20 protein-coding genes are annotated in these 15,482 nt (G+C 49.9%); 15 read left to right on the top strand and 5 right to left on the bottom strand.

Annotated elements, in window-relative coordinates; genetic code table 11:
* Positions 1 to 4 precede the first annotated feature (4 nt).
* Positions 5 to 1,396 carry a flagellar hook-length control protein FliK gene (locus tag AC0L7R_RS02270; RefSeq protein WP_473658619.1) on the bottom strand — a complete coding sequence of 464 codons (1,392 nt, stop codon included), beginning with the start codon at positions 1,394 to 1,396 and terminating at the stop codon, positions 5 to 7.
* Between the two features lie 96 nt (positions 1,397 to 1,492).
* On the opposite strand from AC0L7R_RS02270, the gene AC0L7R_RS02275 reads away from it, so the two are divergent.
* From AC0L7R_RS02275 to AC0L7R_RS02300, 6 genes are all read left to right on the top strand, one after another.
* Positions 1,493 to 1,795 carry a rod-binding protein gene (locus AC0L7R_RS02275; RefSeq protein ID WP_473658620.1) on the top strand — a complete coding sequence of 101 codons (303 nt, stop codon included), beginning with the start codon at positions 1,493 to 1,495 and terminating at the stop codon, positions 1,793 to 1,795.
* Positions 1,776 to 2,117 carry a hypothetical protein gene (locus tag AC0L7R_RS02280; protein WP_473658621.1) on the top strand — a complete coding sequence of 114 codons (342 nt, stop codon included), beginning with the start codon at positions 1,776 to 1,778 and terminating at the stop codon, positions 2,115 to 2,117. Before AC0L7R_RS02275 ends, AC0L7R_RS02280 begins: the two co-directional genes overlap by 20 nt.
* A 197-nt stretch (positions 2,118 to 2,314) precedes the next feature.
* The gene (locus AC0L7R_RS02285) at positions 2,315 to 3,574 is read left to right on the top strand and encodes a flagellin (protein ID WP_247127702.1); all 1,260 of its coding nucleotides are present in this window, start codon (positions 2,315 to 2,317) and stop codon (positions 3,572 to 3,574) included.
* A gap of 99 nt (positions 3,575 to 3,673) precedes the next feature.
* Positions 3,674 to 4,048 carry a flagellar biosynthesis regulator FlaF gene (gene flaF, locus AC0L7R_RS02290; RefSeq protein ID WP_473658622.1) on the top strand — a complete coding sequence of 125 codons (375 nt, stop codon included), beginning with the start codon at positions 3,674 to 3,676 and terminating at the stop codon, positions 4,046 to 4,048.
* On the top strand, positions 4,049 to 4,453 hold the full coding sequence (gene flbT / locus AC0L7R_RS02295; RefSeq protein WP_473658623.1) for a flagellar biosynthesis repressor FlbT: 405 nt from the start codon (positions 4,049 to 4,051) through the stop codon (positions 4,451 to 4,453).
* Positions 4,450 to 5,241: a DUF1217 domain-containing protein gene (locus AC0L7R_RS02300; RefSeq protein ID WP_473658624.1), complete on the top strand. Its 792-nt coding sequence runs from the start codon at positions 4,450 to 4,452 to the stop codon at positions 5,239 to 5,241. Before flbT ends, AC0L7R_RS02300 begins: the two co-directional genes overlap by 4 nt.
* A 9-nt stretch (positions 5,242 to 5,250) precedes the next feature.
* Here AC0L7R_RS02300 and AC0L7R_RS02305 read toward each other — a convergent pair whose 3' ends face one another.
* Entirely contained in the window at positions 5,251 to 6,573 is a 1,323-nt protein-coding gene (locus AC0L7R_RS02305) for a FliI/YscN family ATPase (protein WP_473658625.1), read from the bottom strand.
* 82 nt (positions 6,574 to 6,655) lie between these two features.
* On the opposite strand from AC0L7R_RS02305, the gene AC0L7R_RS02310 reads away from it, so the two are divergent.
* The 9 genes from AC0L7R_RS02310 to AC0L7R_RS02350 are packed head-to-tail and all read left to right on the top strand — an operon-like array spanning position 6,656 to position 11,177.
* A complete protein-coding gene (locus AC0L7R_RS02310; RefSeq protein WP_473658626.1) occupies positions 6,656 to 7,039 on the top strand; it encodes a FlgB family protein in 384 nt (127 codons plus the stop codon).
* A gap of 3 nt (positions 7,040 to 7,042) precedes the next feature.
* Entirely contained in the window at positions 7,043 to 7,435 is a 393-nt protein-coding gene (gene flgC, locus AC0L7R_RS02315; RefSeq protein WP_247127696.1) for a flagellar basal body rod protein FlgC, read from the top strand.
* A gap of 12 nt (positions 7,436 to 7,447) precedes the next feature.
* The gene (fliE, locus tag AC0L7R_RS02320; protein ID WP_473658627.1) at positions 7,448 to 7,732 is read left to right on the top strand and encodes a flagellar hook-basal body complex protein FliE; all 285 of its coding nucleotides are present in this window, start codon (positions 7,448 to 7,450) and stop codon (positions 7,730 to 7,732) included.
* A complete protein-coding gene (locus AC0L7R_RS02325; RefSeq protein ID WP_247127694.1) occupies positions 7,732 to 8,001 on the top strand; it encodes a flagellar biosynthetic protein FliQ in 270 nt (89 codons plus the stop codon). The genes fliE and AC0L7R_RS02325 overlap by 1 nt, the downstream gene beginning before the upstream one ends.
* A 2-nt stretch (positions 8,002 to 8,003) precedes the next feature.
* On the top strand, positions 8,004 to 8,720 hold the full coding sequence (locus AC0L7R_RS02330; protein ID WP_473658628.1) for a flagellar hook-basal body complex protein: 717 nt from the start codon (positions 8,004 to 8,006) through the stop codon (positions 8,718 to 8,720).
* Between the two features lie 12 nt (positions 8,721 to 8,732).
* Positions 8,733 to 9,518 (top strand): flagellar basal-body rod protein FlgG, encoded by a 786-nt coding sequence (gene flgG / locus AC0L7R_RS02335; protein WP_473658629.1) that lies wholly within the window; start codon positions 8,733 to 8,735, stop codon positions 9,516 to 9,518.
* A gap of 5 nt (positions 9,519 to 9,523) precedes the next feature.
* On the top strand, positions 9,524 to 9,931 hold the full coding sequence (flgA, locus tag AC0L7R_RS02340) for a flagellar basal body P-ring formation chaperone FlgA (protein WP_473660339.1): 408 nt from the start codon (positions 9,524 to 9,526) through the stop codon (positions 9,929 to 9,931).
* Complete coding sequence (flgH, locus tag AC0L7R_RS02345) at positions 9,918 to 10,661, top strand: flagellar basal body L-ring protein FlgH (RefSeq protein WP_473658630.1); 744 nt, start codon at positions 9,918 to 9,920, stop codon at positions 10,659 to 10,661. Before flgA ends, flgH begins: the two co-directional genes overlap by 14 nt.
* Before the next feature lie 9 nt (positions 10,662 to 10,670).
* Complete coding sequence (locus AC0L7R_RS02350; RefSeq protein WP_473658631.1) at positions 10,671 to 11,177, top strand: flagellar basal body-associated FliL family protein; 507 nt, start codon at positions 10,671 to 10,673, stop codon at positions 11,175 to 11,177.
* Between the two features lie 371 nt (positions 11,178 to 11,548).
* Here AC0L7R_RS02350 and AC0L7R_RS02355 read toward each other — a convergent pair whose 3' ends face one another.
* The 3 genes from AC0L7R_RS02355 to AC0L7R_RS02365 are packed head-to-tail and all read right to left on the bottom strand — an operon-like array spanning position 11,549 to position 15,468.
* Positions 11,549 to 12,610 carry an EscU/YscU/HrcU family type III secretion system export apparatus switch protein gene (locus tag AC0L7R_RS02355; RefSeq protein ID WP_473658632.1) on the bottom strand — a complete coding sequence of 354 codons (1,062 nt, stop codon included), beginning with the start codon at positions 12,608 to 12,610 and terminating at the stop codon, positions 11,549 to 11,551.
* Positions 12,611 to 13,387 carry a flagellar biosynthetic protein FliR gene (locus AC0L7R_RS02360; RefSeq protein ID WP_473658633.1) on the bottom strand — a complete coding sequence of 259 codons (777 nt, stop codon included), beginning with the start codon at positions 13,385 to 13,387 and terminating at the stop codon, positions 12,611 to 12,613.
* Positions 13,384 to 15,468: an FHIPEP family type III secretion protein gene (locus tag AC0L7R_RS02365; protein WP_473658634.1), complete on the bottom strand. Its 2,085-nt coding sequence runs from the start codon at positions 15,466 to 15,468 to the stop codon at positions 13,384 to 13,386. The genes AC0L7R_RS02360 and AC0L7R_RS02365 overlap by 4 nt, the downstream gene beginning before the upstream one ends.
* Positions 15,469 to 15,482 lie beyond the last annotated feature (14 nt).

Consider the following 15,482-nt stretch of genomic DNA (forward strand, 5'->3'; position numbering starts at 1 on the left):
GTCCTCATAGGCGCAAATCGAGACGTGCGTCGGGCGCACTATCGGTATGAAGTTGTTCCGGTTGAGCCAAGCTGGTTGGTTCGACCTTACTCGGCTCATCTGCTTTATCTTGATCTCTAAAATTGTCTTGGCCGGGACCGTCGCCGCCGAAGTCGAAGGTCATCGATTCATACCCCAAGGCTTGAAATTCTTGGGCGAGCTCTGTGATGTGTCGGCGCATAATTTCTGCCGTTTCTGGGCGTTCTGCCAGAATAGTCATTGCCATAACGCCATCCGCATTGCGCAATGACATGCGGACGGGCCCTAATTCTTCTGGGTTCAGGCGAATCGTTGTTGATCCGTCGTTCTGTTTGGTAATTTGGGTGGCGAGTTGCTGCACAATGCTTTTTGCCTCGTGAGAATTCAAGTTTTGGACTACCTGAGCTTGTGGTGGAGACGGGACATGTTGCCGTGACTCAGTCTCTGCCAATCTAATTGGTTCGATTGAAACGGGCATAAACTGCCGTTTATCATCAACGCCGAATGGGATTGGCGATTGATTGGTTCTGGAAATTGGGTTTCTGGTAATTCCGATTTTGACTGGTGTGTCCGATACGCTCACCCGTTGGGGCGTCGCGCTGCGTTGGTTTGTCTCTGCCAATTGTTTATCGGGACCACGCTTCTCCGGTTCCTGGGCGTATTTTGAAAGGGGCTTGTCGGAGGTATTTTCAGTGACCATTCGAATCGGCGCGACCGCATCTTTTTGCGTATCGGTCTTCGTCTGAGATTGGTGAGGCTCTGGCCCCGCCGGTCGTGCCTTAGCGGTTTCGATGCGCTGTAACGCATTGAGTTGGGTCGTATGGATAATGGAGCGCACACTTTTGCCATCTTCGTTCGGGGCAGGCTTTTGTTGAAGTGTTTCTGTGGTGCTAGTTTTCGGATTTTCTTGTATGGACGCAGCGGTGCGTCGCTCTGCGGCGCTGGTCGGATTTGCAGGATAGTCGCTTCCCTTGATTTTCTCATCATGTTTCTGACTGAGCGTAGCCGGTTCTTTGATATTCTTGGGCTGCGGTACGCCAGTATCAGCGTGAGCTGCGTTGGAAATCGGCTGATTGATGGAGTGTTGCTGTTGCGTCGGTAGTATTTCCGCTAATTCTTTCAGATTAAATGGTGTGGTCGAAGTCGGTTCAATTAATGTGTTAACAATTTCGGGGGAGACCGGAACATCGCTTGGCGGCCGCTGAGACAAAATATTTCTGTGATCGGATGCCATCGGATTTTTAGGTTTATTATCAGCCATAATTTGTTCAAAGTTGACCGAAGCGATTGAAGAATCGCCTTCCACGTCAATTGAAACGATAACAGTCGCTCTCCTTGCGCTATCCGTCTGAAGTTTAGTGTTTGCAATATCTGTCATCGGTTCTCCGACATTTGGTCGCCTCTTCATTGCAACAGTTGATTACTAAATCTTTACCGAAATGGCGAATATTCACCTGAAATGATGGAGAATCGGATGTTGATTAATGGTACTCAAGTTTCGCACAGCGGAAGCCCACCAATAAACGATAATCGTCAATTAAATGATCTTCGAAACGTAGTCGTAAAGCTTGAAGCAACATTTATTTCTGAAATGTTGAAGTCCGCAGGTGTTGGGGATTCTCGAGGCGACTTTGGCGGTGGAGCAGGTGAAGAGCAATTCGGTTCATTTTTACGAGATGCGCAGGCGCTTGAGCTGGCAAAAAGTGGGGGTTTTGGGTTGTCTGAGACGCTATTTGAAGCAATGAAGGGACGTTTTGATGACCTCAAATCAGATTGATGAACTGCTTGGGCTTTTTGAAAAAGAAAGGCAGGCCGCGCTTACAGTTGATCTCGACGGGCTGGCGGATCTTGCGAAGCAGAAGGAATTGCAAATCTGCCGATTGGATATTTCAGTTCTAAATAGCGAGAATTCCGAAAAGGTAGGGAGTGAGCTGCGCCGAAACCAAGCCATCCTTGCTGCAATGATCAAGGGTGTGCAGTCCGCTCGTAGCCATTTGAAGCAAAGCTATGTGAGTCCGGAGGAAGTGAATATCTATAATAAATCTGGATCGCTTCAGGTTGTACGCGAACCGCAAATGCGAAATTCTAAAAAATTCTGACTTTTATTCAATTTTGACCGAATGTATTTTTGATCGTTAATTACTTGTTCAAGATAGTGTTGGCATAAGAGCTGCAATCCAGAACGGACAATCCGCGAAATGCGAATTGTAAATCGTCAGAACGGCGTAGTTAGCCGATCCGATAGGGTCGAAATCCTAAATCATGCGCAAAAGGCGCAAACAAAGGGCCCAAAAATATGTCCAGTATTTTGACTAACAATAGCGCGATGGTTGCACTTCAGACACTGAAGTCAGTCAATAGCAATCTAGCTGATACTCAATCTGCGATTTCCACAGGTAAATCCGTAGCGAGTGCGAAAGACAACTCGGCCGTGTGGGCGATTTCCAAAGTAATGGAATCCGACGTCAAAGGTTTCAAAGCGATATCCGAAAGTCTGTCGCTGGGGCAATCTACTGTTGCGGTTGCCCGCAATGGTGCGGAGAAAATCACAGACTTGCTGAATGACATCAAGGGTAAGGTCATTTCCGCTAACGAAGAAAATTTCGACGGTGATAAACTTCAGGCGGATCTTGCATCGCTCCGCGATCAGATTACTTCGATCACAGGCGCTGCCCAATTCAATGGTCTAAACTTGCTAGGCAACAAGGACGGTGGCACCGATTTGGCGACGTCCTTGGCCAAAGTTGGCAGTTCGGAAGTGAATGTCTTGTCCTCGCTGGATCGGTCAGCAGATGGCAGCGTTGCATCCTCAACGATCACTGCCCAAAAAGCTGACCTCGGGACGCAAGCCCTAACACTCGGGACAGGAACGGATATCGCGGCTACCGCAATGGTCGTTTCCGGTGCTGCGGCCGTAAGCGGTGGTACGGCAACAATTACAATTGCTGGCGATACCGCGGCATCCCGCGGTGGTAACGCTGTGCTTGCGGGCGATAGCTACCAGCTGACGGCGGCTTCGTTGGGAACGAGCGAAGATGTTGAGTACGTTGCGCGCGATGGTGATACTTTGACGGACATCGCCAAGGCGCTGGAAGCGCGTGCCTCTTTCCAAGCAAAGTCTGACGGTTTGGATATTGAATTCTCTCGTTCTGGTGCGACCCTGACGCTGACGAATAACAGCACGACCGCAGTAACGGCCGTTGGTGCTGTAACGTCGGCTGGTACAGCTGGCGGCGGGCTTGAATTGCTGGATAAGGTCGATGTTTCAACGTTGGATGGCGCCAAGGCGTCACTTGCTGCTTTCGAAAGCCTCGTTCAAACTTCTATTGATGCGGCTGCTCAGTTTGGTTCGACCGAAGGCCGTATTGAAATCCAAAGTGAATTTGTTTCATCGCTTTCTGACAGCTTAAAGTCGGGGATCGGCGCTCTCGTCGATGCAAATATGGAAGAGACGTCAGCTCGCTTGCAGGCGCTGCAGGTTCAGCAACAGCTTGCGGTTCAATCGTTGTCAATTGCGAACCAGGCTCCTCAGTCCATCCTGTCACTATTCAGATAACTGAATGGTATGGGGAGGGGCGATTTCTCGCCCCTCCCTTTCAATAGTCGGAAGCGGTAGCGCCGTTTGCCGCTTCGTTTCGTATCGGAAGGACCTACCGTGAACGCAGTTGAACTTGCTCGGCAGGCTTATGCCCCCACCAACAATCCTTTGAAATCTGAGCGCAGTATCGAAGCGCAGGTCATCGGAAAAATTACCGCTAAGCTTCGCTTAGCCGCAGTTCGCCGTGAAAATGATTTCCCCGCATTTGTTGACGCACTCAGTAAAAATAGGCAGCTGTGGAATTTGTTAGCCACTGATGTTGCGGGCGCGAAGAATGATTTATCACCTACGTTAAGAGCGCAAATCTTCTATCTAGCGGAGTTCACAGATTTACATACCGCAAAGGTACTGCGAGGTGACGCAACTGCTGAGGCTCTTGTCGAGATAAATACCTCGATTATGCGCGGGTTGAACGTTGGGCAGGGTAATTAGATGTCCGGGTTGGTATTAAAACTTAACCCCAAAGAACGTGTTTTGGTGAACGGCGCGGTCATCGAAAATGGTGATAGACGCAGTCGACTGTCAATTCTAACCCCGAATGCAAATATATTGCGCCTTCGCGACGCGCTGCGGCCGGATGAAGTTAACACGCCTGTTCGAAGGGTATGTTATGTCGCACAGCTCATTTTGTCAGGAGACGCCTCGGTCGATGAGGCGAAAATACAAATTCTGAACGGCATAGAGCAGCTTAGCCAGGCTCTGAGAGACCCTGATAGCCGGGAGCAACTATCAGCGGCCACCGATGCAATCACCCAAAATGATTTTTATCGGGGATTGAAGGCGTTGCGCGCGCTGCTTCCGAGGGAAGCACGGTTGCTCGCGGTGCATTCGCAATGACTTTTCAACCTATTGTTCCGGCGGGCAGTTACGCAGGATGGTTGTTCTTAGAACGTACTTTGGAGGAACAGCAGGAATCTTTTGACGAAAGTTTCCCTGTTAAAAGAGCTACTGACTATTTTAGAGAAAACATATCGGATGTGCAAACAGCGGAACAGTTAGTTAATGACCGCGAAATGCTTTCAGTTGCTTTGGGCGCATTCGGTCTATCAGATGATCTGGACAATAAGTACTTTATTCAAAAAATATTGGAAGAGGGTACAATTGACGATGGTGCGCTAGCAAACAAGTTGTCGGACAGCCGATATGCCGAATTTTCGAGGGCGTTTGGTTTTGGCGACTTTTCGATTCCGCTGACGGCGACTTCTGTTGTTTCCGACAGCATTATTGACAGGTATCAGCGGCAATCTTTTGAGGCCGCTGTTGGAGAACAGGATAACCAGCTCCGATTGGTTCTTAATGTGGATAAGGCGATCGATGATGTAACATCTTCGGCTAGTTCGACCGACGCGCAGTGGTTTTCGTTACTAGGCAATGCGCCCCTACGTGAGGTAGTTCAAACTGCTTTAGGTCTGCCAAGCGAAATAGCGAGCGTAGATATTGATCAACAACTTGAGACATTTAAAGATCGCGCTGAATCCATATTCGGAACAGATGATGTAAATGAGTTCAACTCGGACGAGCTTCAGGAAAAAATGATACGCTTGTTCTTAATCCGATCGTCAGTCAGTGCCGGTGCCGGAATATCAAGCGGAAGTATTGCGCTGACCCTGTTGGGCAACCAATAAACGATACCTTCAAGGCGTGATGTTGGGTATCGTGCGGTTCAATGCGTCGAAATGTTGGGAAACCCCTCGGTTGTCCCGAACCGCCAGATAAGTTTCGAGGCCTTCATGGTACTCAATCGCTTCATCGACCTTTTTGTCTGATCCCTTCACATAGAGGCCTGCTTGAATCATTAGTTCAGCGTTCTTGTAATTACTCATGTGTTCTCGCGCCCTTGCGATCAGGGCATTTTCATGCCGTTCCGCAGCCGCGGGCAGGGATCTAGAGACGGACCGCAGTACGTCAATCGCTGGGAAACGTCCTTTTTCTGCTATTTCTCGGTCCATCACAACGTGACCATCTAAAATCCCTCGTAAGATATCGGCAATAGGTTCTTCCATGTCGGATCCGGCGACCAATACAGAGAAAATAGCTGTAATATCTCCGGACGTTTCTGTTCCGGGCCCCGCTCTTTCGCACAGATTTGCGACTATCGGGACCATTGATGTGGGGAAGCCTCTTAATGAAGTTGGTTCTCCGGCAGCAACGGCAATTTCTCGATGTGCTTCGCAAAACCGGGTCACTGAATCGGCAAACAGCACTACATGCATTCCCTTGTCTCTGAAGTGTTCAGCAACGGCCATTGCAGAAAGGGCGCAGCGGTACCGCAACTGAGGTGCCCTATCAGAGGTCGCAGCGACGACGATTGCACGTTTCATCCCCTCGGGACCGAGAACATTCTCGAGAAAGTGTACAAGTTCTCGCCCGCGTTCGCCTATAAGCGCGATGACAATTAGATCGGCAGAAATACTTTTGGCGAGATCCGCGATCAACGTCGATTTACCGACACCAGACCCTGCAAAAAGGCCGATCCTTTGCCCTCTGACTAAAGGCAAGAAGGTGTTAAAAACCGCGAGCGACGTTTCTAATCGTTTGCCCATTTGCCGTCGGGCATGTGCCAGTGGTGGAGTACGACGTAAAGATGCAATTTGCACGCCCTGTACGAGCGGCAGGCCATCCAGAGGTTGACCGTCTGGATCGATGACCCTTCCGATCCAGCTATCGTCAGGCGCAAAACGGACGGGTTGATTGAGTTGCACACGGTCGCCCAATTTGACGCCTTCTAAGCCATCTTCGACGAGAACGTGAACTTTGCCATTGGACATGCGGATAATTTCGCCATTTACGCGCCGATCCCCCGACAATATCGAAATCGGATCGCCGAGCCCCGCAAGTTGCGAAAGTCCGGAAACTTGGATAGCTGATCCGCTAATTTCTGCAATTCTTCCAATGGGATGCGTTGGCGTCAGTGTCTGAATGGCATGAGCGACGTTGCCGAGAAATGTATTGTTCATCGTGATCCTTTGGATTTGAGACAACTTCTTTTTAAGGAATCACCGTTAAAGCTTCGTTGAAGTCACACGAGGGAGAACCCCGATGTATCAAAATCTGGAATTATTTCAGACATCCGGCGCAATGGCGCGACATGCGGGAAGCCGTCAGGCTGTCGTCGCGCAAAACATTGCTAACGCAGACACGCCGGGATTTCGCGCATTGCAGGTTCCGTCATTTTCGGAAGCCGTCACAAACAGCGGTGTCGGCACGATGAAGATGACGCGATCCAATCATTTGCACGGCGACACTAAAGCGGCGGCGGTCGCAAGAGTGACAGAGTCCTCTGCGGAACCTGCACCCAACGGAAACTCTGTTTCGATCGAAGATGAAATGCTCCACTCTGTTGAAGTCACACGAGAGCATTCACGCGCGCTCGCGATCTATCGCCACGGCCTGACCGTCATCCGTGCAACGTTAGGGCGCTAGATAATGGCGTATGACTTTTCAGAAGCGATGTCCGTCGCATCAAGTGGCATGAAAGCGCAGGCGAGTCGTTTGCGCCATGTTTCCGAAAACATCGCGAATACCGATACGCCCGGGTATCGCCGAAAAACGGTATCGTTCGAAGAGACGTTGCGCGGGCCTGATCAAGGAACTGTCGAAATTGGCAACGTCCGCCTCGACCAAAGCAACCTCAATCGCGTTTTTGACCCCAACCATCATTTGGCAGATGAGAATGGCTTTTACGATGGATCAAATGTGAATCTTCTCATTGAAATTGCAGACGCCCGCGAAGCGCAACGAAGCTACGAGGCGAACCTCAAAATGTTCGATCAAGTTCGACAAATGTCGACTTCACTCATGGATTTGCTCAGAAGATAAGGAATAGTCAGAATGGATATTCGAAACACAGTCGCCGCTCAGAATTATGCTGCGACCAAAGCTGTTACAGGCGCTGACCCAGCCGCTGCGGGGGGCGTGGTATTCGACACGGCGAAAGATTTCATCTCTACGCTGCAACAAAGCGAAGCGACGGCTGTTTCCGCGATGACATCCGGTGCGGACCCCCATTCGTTAGTACAGGCCTTAGCGCAGACGGAAATTGCCGTTCAATCTGTCGTGGCCGTGAGGGACAAGGTTGTTGAGGCATATCAGGAACTGCTGCGGATGCCGATCTGATGATGTCCGAAGCCCTGTTTTATGACACGTTGAGAGCTGGTCTTTGGACTGCCTTTGTCGTGTCAATTCCGATTTTGACAGTCGCGTTGACGGTCGGACTTGTCATTGGCCTGTTCCAAGCGCTGACGTCAATTCAAGAAATGACGCTGACTTTTGTGCCGAAACTTGGCGCAATCGTAGCGGTTTTTTGGGGGACGATGGGGTTCATGTCAGAAACACTTGTTAGCTTTTTTCAGGCGACTTTGATGCCCGTCATAATCGGAGGTTAGTGATGGATAATGCGACCTATGCTGCGCTTACCCGCCAGTCGGGATTGGCGAATGAATTGCGTGTCGTTGCCAATAATATCGCGAACGCGTCGACGACAGGTTTTCGTGCGGAAGGCGTAGTCTTTTCCGAATACGTCAACGTACTCAGCAATGATCACGACTCCCTATCGATGGCGAGCGCGCGCGTTCGTGAAACCAACGACGCGCAAGGGCTATTGAAACAGACCAATGCGACATTTGATTTGGCTATCGAAGGCGAAGGTTTTTTTCTCGTCCAGACACCGGCTGGTGAACGTCTGACTCGTGCTGGTCATTTTACACCCAATGCGAACGGCGACTTGGTGGATGCTGATGGCTTTCCGGTGCTGGATGCTGGCGGTGCACCAGTGTTTGTTCCAACCGGTGCTGGCCCGGTCGGCATCGGGGCGGACGGGGTTATCAGCGCGGGTGGTCAGCTGGTTGGGCAGATTGGTGTTGTCGTGCCTACGAATCCACTTGGTTTGATCCGCGAAGGCGGCACACGTTTCGAAGCCCCGGATGGGTTTGATCCCGCACAAGAGGCGCGAGTTGTTCAGGGGTTTCTTGAAGGATCAAATGTGAATCCCACGCAGGAAATCGCGCGGATGATTGAAGTGCAACGCGCCTACGAGTTGGGCCAAAGTTTCTTGGACAAAGAAGACGAGCGTATCCGCGCCGTCATGCAGGCGTTAGGTCGCTAAAGGAGTATTAAGATGCGAGCACTACAGATTGCGGCTGCAGGTATGGCGGCTCAACAAACTCGGGTTGAAGTGATTTCAAACAACCTCGCGAACATGAATACGACTGGCTACAACGCGCGGCGTGCGGAGTTTGCTGACCTTCATTATCAACAAGTTGCCCGACCCGGGACGATAAACGCGACAGACGGAACTATTCTGCCGACAGGTATTCAAATGGGTTTGGGGGTGCGACCAACAGCCGTTTCGATGATCTTGGCGCAAGGTACTGTCGCACAAACCGGCGGGGATCTAGATGTTGCGATCGAGGGGCGCGGATATCTTGAGGTCACGCTCCCGAATGGGACAGCCGCATATACGCGTGACGGCGGTCTGAAACGCACAGGTGATGGGCTTATTGTGACGACGGATGGTTATCCGGTTGTCCCCAATATTACGATTCCGCAAGAGGCACAGTCGATTTCGATCAATGCCGATGGTGAAGTTTACGCATTCTTCAATGATCGTGTCGAACCGGAACAATTAGGCCAGTTGAATCTTGCAGGTTTCACAAATCCCAAAGGACTTGAGGCGATCGGGTCTAACAATTTCGTAGAAAGCCCGGCGTCTGGCCCCCCGACCATATCCGCGCCTGGTGTCGATGGTCTTGGCACTTTCCGGCAAGGTTACGTTGAAGAAAGCTCGGTCGATCCGGTTAAGGAAGTGACCGACCTGATTGAGGCCCAGCGGGGGTACGAGCTGAACTCTAAGGTCATATCTGCAGCCGACCAGATGCTTGGCGCAACGGTGCAGATCCGATGATTAGAATGTTGGTCTGTCTCATCCTTAATGCTTCTATTGCCAGTGCAGATGTCTTGGTTGCTACTCGTGTAATCCCTGCAAATGCGGTTATTTCGGCCGATGATATACAATTGCGAGATGTTTCCGCGCCTAGCGGCATCCAAGACCCCAATCGGGTCATCGGAATGGAGGCGCGCAAAGCGCTATTCGCGGGGCGACCTATATTGAACACAGATATAGGCGTACCTGCGGTTGTTGAACGTAATCAACTGGTTCAGCTTGTTTTTAGTCGTAGTGGCTTGGTCATCAGGGCCGACGGTCGTGCGATGGGGCGGGCGGGCCCCGGAGATATTGTACGTGTCATGAACCTCGCGTCGCGCTCTCTAGTAACCGCAAAAGTCGATGCAGAGGGGGTTGCTCATGTTTTGCAATAAAGCTCCAATCTTGCACGCCCTAGCCGCACTTTTCATCTTCTCGGCATGTTCATCCACACCAATCGCAAGCGCCCCACCACTTACCAACCCGAACGCAACGCAAGAACGTTCGGCATTTGCTGCTTTTCCAAGTCCGGACCGACTTCCTCCGGCTGGCATGCGAAATGTAACGTCGGCATCGCTCTGGTCTAGGGAAAGAGGTTCGCTGCTGGGTGATCGACGGGCCGTCGAAGCCGGTGACATTTTGACAGTGGTCATTGAGATTGACGAAAGTGCCGAAATTTCAAATGCATCTGACCGCGCGAGATCTGCCTCGCAAGACTTGGGGGTTCCACAACTTTTTGGCCTTCCGCAGCGCATCGACAATGCGGCTCCTGAAGGAGTATCGTTGGCTAGTGCCGTGTCGGTGAATTCGCAAAGTTCGTCAAACGGCAACGGAAGCGTAAGCCGAAATGAAAAGTTAGAGCTGAGAGTCGCTGCTGCGGTCGTTGATGTCTTGCCGAATGGTGTATTGAGCATCGTTGGCAATCAAGAAGTGCGTGTGAATTTTGAATTACGAGAGCTGCTAGTGACGGGGTTCGTACGTCCAGCTGACATCACACGTCAAAATGAAATCACATATGACAAGATTGCCTCAGCGCGCATTTCCTACGGAGGAAGGGGGCAGATTACCGACGTGCAACAACCGCGCTATGGCCAGCAGGCACTAGAAGCTATTCTACCGTTTTAAGAGGTACTCATGAAACTGTTTTTGATACCACTCGTTTGCTTGGTTTTGGGCGTAGGCGGAGGAGTTGGGGCTGGAATCTTTCTTTTGCCGGACCCCGAACCTGAACCCGTAATAGCATCAACAGACGAAAGCACGGATAGTGTCGAAGAGCCGGCGGTAGAAAGTCCAGCTGATGTAAGTTTAGAAGTATCGGGCGTCGAATATATTGACCTAACCAACCAATTCATTGTGCCGTTGCTGATCGATGGTAAAGTCAGCGCCATTGTTGTTTTGGCAATTGGCCTAGAGGTAGCGGAAGGGACGATGCAGGAGGTCATGCTTGGTGAGCCAAAGTTGCGCGCCGCTTTCCTGCAAACACTTTTCAATCATGCCAACAATGGCGGATTTGATGGGAATTTCACTGCATTTTCCACTATGCAAACTTTGCGTCGGGAATTGTTACTTGTCGCCCAATCCATCTCAGGAAGTCGGGTATCAGACGTTCTGATTTTGGACGTTGTTCGTCAGGTGCCTTAACCTAAAAGCTCTTAAACAACATAAGCCTTGTATTAATTATCTTTCGCAATGGACTTGATTGCAAGGTACCGACCGTAGGACTTACTCAGTCGTTTCCGGGCTATCTCTTCTTGCCCTGTAAGGGTGAAACGTTCCATGTTAATTGTTGCCTGCGTGCGATCAATCCAACGCCCCCAGTGGAAGCTTTGGTTCTGGATCGTCGAGCTTGTCGAAGATTGCACGCCAAGGTGACGGCTATCATCTAGCCGACTGTTCATGTCCTGTAGGTCCTGGCACCGTTGAATGGTCAAACTTAACTTGTTTTGGTCGCTAAGATACTGAAGCCTAGAGATTTCCAGAATTTTTCTTAAGTTCATGCTCATAATCAAAATCTAATAATACTTAACGGATTGCGCGAAACGAATGGCGGCAGCGACGGCCTGATAGAAGTCAACGGGCACCTCGTCGCCGATTTGCGAGATGGTTGAAAGGTGTCGAGCTGTCGGAATATCGATGTGAACTGGAATGCCTGCGGACTCTGCAACTTGTTTGATCTTTAACGCGATTTCATCGATACCCTTCGCTACCACAATTGGTGCGTTTGATTTCGTTGGATTCCATTCAAGGGCAACAGCGTAATGTGTCGGGTTGACGATTACCACATCAGCGTTAGGAACATCATGTATCATTCTGTTGGTTGCAATGTCCAAAGCCCGTTGTCGACGCAAACTTTTGAAGTGAGGATCCCCTTCTGCATCGCGATGTTCGTCTTTGAGCTCCTGAAAGCTCATCATGTTCTTCTTCGTAAATTGAGAAACCTGCCAAACGTAATCAATTGCAGCGATTGCGGACGCAATCATACCTGTCACAATTAGCAACATCAGCGCTTTTTTGAAGATGAAGTTTATGCCTGCCCGGTCGCCTAGTCGCGACAAGTTTGAGATGTGATCTATTAAAGGTAAAATCAATGCGGTAAGTGCCGCTGAAAATAGAACCAGTTTAACGAAGCTTTTTAGGAACTCAAAAATTCCGTTCGTACCAAACTTTTTCTTAAAGCCAGCAACAGGTGAAATACGATCAAGCTTCGGTGCGATGTTTGACGCCACGAAGATGGCTGACCTTTGAACGGCTATCATAAGAACAATGACGATCAGTGGCCCCAGTATAAATGGCGCATTTCTTGATAGAACGCTCAGAATCTTCTCTTTAATCACGCTGTGATTGGACGATTGCGTTGCATTTATTTGTTCTAGCAAGGCCGGGGAAAAAAACGTACTGAGCGTGGCTGTTGTTTCCTTCATGATAGTTGCGCCAAAAATGAAGAGCACCAAGATCATCGACAGATAAGTAAGCGCGACACCAACCTCTTGCGATCTAGGAATTTCACCTTTCTTCCGCGCGTCGTCCAGCTTTTTTTGCGTTGGTTGGTGCGACTTTTCGTGTGAGTCCTCCATTCACTGAAAGCCCGAAATCGCAGCGATCGCGTATGCGCTTTTAAGCCATGTTTCCAGCATTGGACGCGCGGAAATGACCAATAGGCCGATGGAAGCAGCGATGATGCCAGGCGCACCAACGAAGCTAACTAATAACTGAGGCATGGCGCGGTTTATTGCGCCTAAAGTCATGTTATAAAAAAGTGATAGTGCCATGAAAGGCAGCGCAAGTTGGAACGCCAACGCATAACAATCGGATACTGCTTGGACCAAGATGTTGAGCGCATTGCCGGCATCCGGACGTATATTTGCCGGCAGCCACATGTACGATTGCAGGAAAAAAGCTGCTAGCTTATCGAGAAGTCCAGATAGCATTAATACAGCGATGCCGGAAATGGTCAGAATATTGCTAACGGTTGATTGTGCCTCGTTCGATACGGATCCGCCAAAAATTTGAGCGATTGAGCTGGATTGAGCAATAATCGTGCCGGCAATTTGGAGCGAAAATATACTCATCCTGATCGTTAAGCCAATCAGGAGCCCCTTAACCGCCTCACTCAGAAGAATTTCTGCGGCCCCGGCGTTACTAGGCGTGATCGCGGCAAAGTCAGTGAGGGCAAGTGGCGCGATAGTTATACTTAGCATCATCGCAAAACCGAGCTTGTACTGCGTGGGTACATAGGATGCGGAAACACCAGGTAACAGGAAGACTATGGCCGAAACTCGAGCAAAAATAGCTAGCAAGTTCATCGCGCCAGCTTGTTCCATAAGCTCGAAGATGATCGATAGATCGATCACGGATGGATCACTCCAACCAGATTCAAAGATACGTTTTGATCAATCTCATCATAAGAAAGTACCGGGTTGGAAATGCCTTTGGCCGAGAGAATACTGCTGATAAATTTTCGCCGCTTGCTTGTCGTTACAATTGCGGTCTGCGTCTTCGACTCACTTGCGGCCCCAATTGTTTCTGATGTTTTGTCCAACAGTTCTTGTAGTAGAGGAGGTGGAAGAGCGATTTCACCTCTTTGGTTCGCGTCCGCATTAATTTGATACGTGGCAAAAATCTTTTCCCACTCTTGGGCCAATTGAACCACATTGAGGTAGTCATTGTCGTCCTTTATCTTGTCCAGAATTTGGAAGCCTAAGCGGCTTCTGACGTGTTCATAAATGCTATCCCAATTTTTGCTAAATTGTTGGCCCTCTGCAATGGCTTCGATGATTAGCTGAAGGTTCTTAATGGATATGTTTTCGTCCAATAGCGAACGTGTGGTTCCGTGGAGTAACTCCAATGAAACTTTTTCAGGGATCATCGTGTCTAAAAACTTCTTATTTGCTGCAGCTCTACGTTCGTCCGCGATGACCGTCATCTCGTGTAGCCGTTCTTGGAGGGCGGACATGCTCAATATTTTGGAGAAATTCTTTTTAAGAATTTCTAACAGGTGGGTCGCCAATATTTCTGCGGGTCGAACAACGGTTAAGCCATTTAGAGTCGCCTCTTCTGCGCTTGCTGGTTCCACCCATATCGCGGGTGCGTTAAAGACAGGTTCAGTCACCTCTTCACCAACGATTGGCAACCCATCGGAATTGGATGTTAATACCATTTGAAGATCGGGCCTCAATTGATATCGACCGTGCGGCACACCCAGCAAGTTGATAACGTATTCACCTTCCGGTAACATAGGATTATCGGTCAGGTGAACTTCCGGTAACAGAATCCCATATTCACGAGCGACATATTTTCGTATGTTTGCTATTCTCATGTCCAGGCCAGTTATGTGATCCAAGGCCATTGGCGTGAGGTCATTTGCGAAATCGATGTGAATTTCATCGGTTTCTAAAAGGTTTGAAATGGATTGCTTGGGAGCTTCTGGCACAGGTGCTGTCTGGTCATTGGATATTTGCTCATTCTCTTCACGTTTGCTTTTTAAGCGTGACGCGCCTGCCAAACCGAGGACGATGGCACCAGCCAGAAATGGGACGAAAGGCAGGCCGGGAATAAGTGCGAAAAAGCCAAGTAGGACAGCGACCGAGATCAGCGCGGCAGGATGTTTTCCAAGTTGCTCAAGTACCGTCGTATCAGTCGCGCCAGTCGCGCCACCGCGAGCGAGCAGCAGCGCGGAAGCGATCGAGATAAGCACGGCGGGTATCTGTGAAACAAGACCATCACCAACGGTTAGGATTGAGTAAGTTGCAAACCCGTCAGCGAGAGACATTTGATGACCAAAGACGCCAATCGCGAGGCCGACAAAGAGGTTCAAAGCGGTGATCAAAAGACCTGCAATTGCATCGCCTTTTACAAATTTTGACGCGCCATCGAGGGATCCGAAAAACGTTGTTTCGGCCTGTTCGGTCTCGCGCCGTTCTTTGGCTTGCTCATGAGTAATTGCGCCAGATGCAAGGTCGCTGTCGATAGCCATCTGTTTCCCAGGCATGGCATCCAATGCAAACCGTGCGCCGACCTCAGCCATCCGCGTGGCACCCTTGTTGATAACTAAGAAATTGACCATCAACAAAACGCAAAATACGACCAGACCCAACGCGATGTTTCCGCCCATTACGAACATCGCAAATCCTTCGATGACATTTCCGGCCGCGGAAGTTCCCGTATGGCCATTGCCGATAATCAATTTTGTCGAAGCTATATTGAGAGACAGTCTGAGAATGAGCGAACCAAGCAAGATGGTTGGGAACGCTGAAAAATCTAACGGTCGCTGTATGAAAAGCGTTACGGTAAACATGAGAATTGCGAGTGCGAAAGAAGCGGCCAATCCCACGTCTAATGCCCATGACGGCACTGGAAGAACCATGATGCAAATGACGCCCATCAAGACAAAGGCGAGTGCTATTGTGGAGTTTGATGAGTTTTTGGACATCATGAACCTGTTGCTAC

Source organism: Yoonia sp. D2-7, from assembly GCF_055809435.1.

Coding starts and splice junctions, on each gene's coding strand:
- AC0L7R_RS02270 (WP_473658619.1), bottom strand. CDS start 1,396: ATGACAGATATTGCAAACACTAAACTTCAGACGGATAGCGCAAGGAGA.
- AC0L7R_RS02275 (WP_473658620.1), top strand. CDS start 1,493: ATGTTGATTAATGGTACTCAAGTTTCGCACAGCGGAAGCCCACCAATA.
- AC0L7R_RS02280 (WP_473658621.1), top strand. CDS start 1,776: ATGACCTCAAATCAGATTGATGAACTGCTTGGGCTTTTTGAAAAAGAA.
- AC0L7R_RS02285 (WP_247127702.1), top strand. CDS start 2,315: ATGTCCAGTATTTTGACTAACAATAGCGCGATGGTTGCACTTCAGACA.
- flbT (WP_473658623.1), top strand. CDS start 4,049: ATGTCCGGGTTGGTATTAAAACTTAACCCCAAAGAACGTGTTTTGGTG.
- AC0L7R_RS02300 (WP_473658624.1), top strand. CDS start 4,450: ATGACTTTTCAACCTATTGTTCCGGCGGGCAGTTACGCAGGATGGTTG.
- AC0L7R_RS02305 (WP_473658625.1), bottom strand. CDS start 6,573: ATGAACAATACATTTCTCGGCAACGTCGCTCATGCCATTCAGACACTG.
- AC0L7R_RS02310 (WP_473658626.1), top strand. CDS start 6,656: ATGTATCAAAATCTGGAATTATTTCAGACATCCGGCGCAATGGCGCGA.
- flgC (WP_247127696.1), top strand. CDS start 7,043: ATGGCGTATGACTTTTCAGAAGCGATGTCCGTCGCATCAAGTGGCATG.
- fliE (WP_473658627.1), top strand. CDS start 7,448: ATGGATATTCGAAACACAGTCGCCGCTCAGAATTATGCTGCGACCAAA.
- AC0L7R_RS02325 (WP_247127694.1), top strand. CDS start 7,732: ATGATGTCCGAAGCCCTGTTTTATGACACGTTGAGAGCTGGTCTTTGG.
- AC0L7R_RS02330 (WP_473658628.1), top strand. CDS start 8,004: ATGGATAATGCGACCTATGCTGCGCTTACCCGCCAGTCGGGATTGGCG.
- flgG (WP_473658629.1), top strand. CDS start 8,733: ATGCGAGCACTACAGATTGCGGCTGCAGGTATGGCGGCTCAACAAACT.
- flgA (WP_473660339.1), top strand. CDS start 9,524: ATGTTGGTCTGTCTCATCCTTAATGCTTCTATTGCCAGTGCAGATGTC.
- flgH (WP_473658630.1), top strand. CDS start 9,918: ATGTTTTGCAATAAAGCTCCAATCTTGCACGCCCTAGCCGCACTTTTC.
- AC0L7R_RS02350 (WP_473658631.1), top strand. CDS start 10,671: ATGAAACTGTTTTTGATACCACTCGTTTGCTTGGTTTTGGGCGTAGGC.
- AC0L7R_RS02355 (WP_473658632.1), bottom strand. CDS start 12,610: ATGGAGGACTCACACGAAAAGTCGCACCAACCAACGCAAAAAAAGCTG.
- AC0L7R_RS02365 (WP_473658634.1), bottom strand. CDS start 15,468: ATGATGTCCAAAAACTCATCAAACTCCACAATAGCACTCGCCTTTGTC.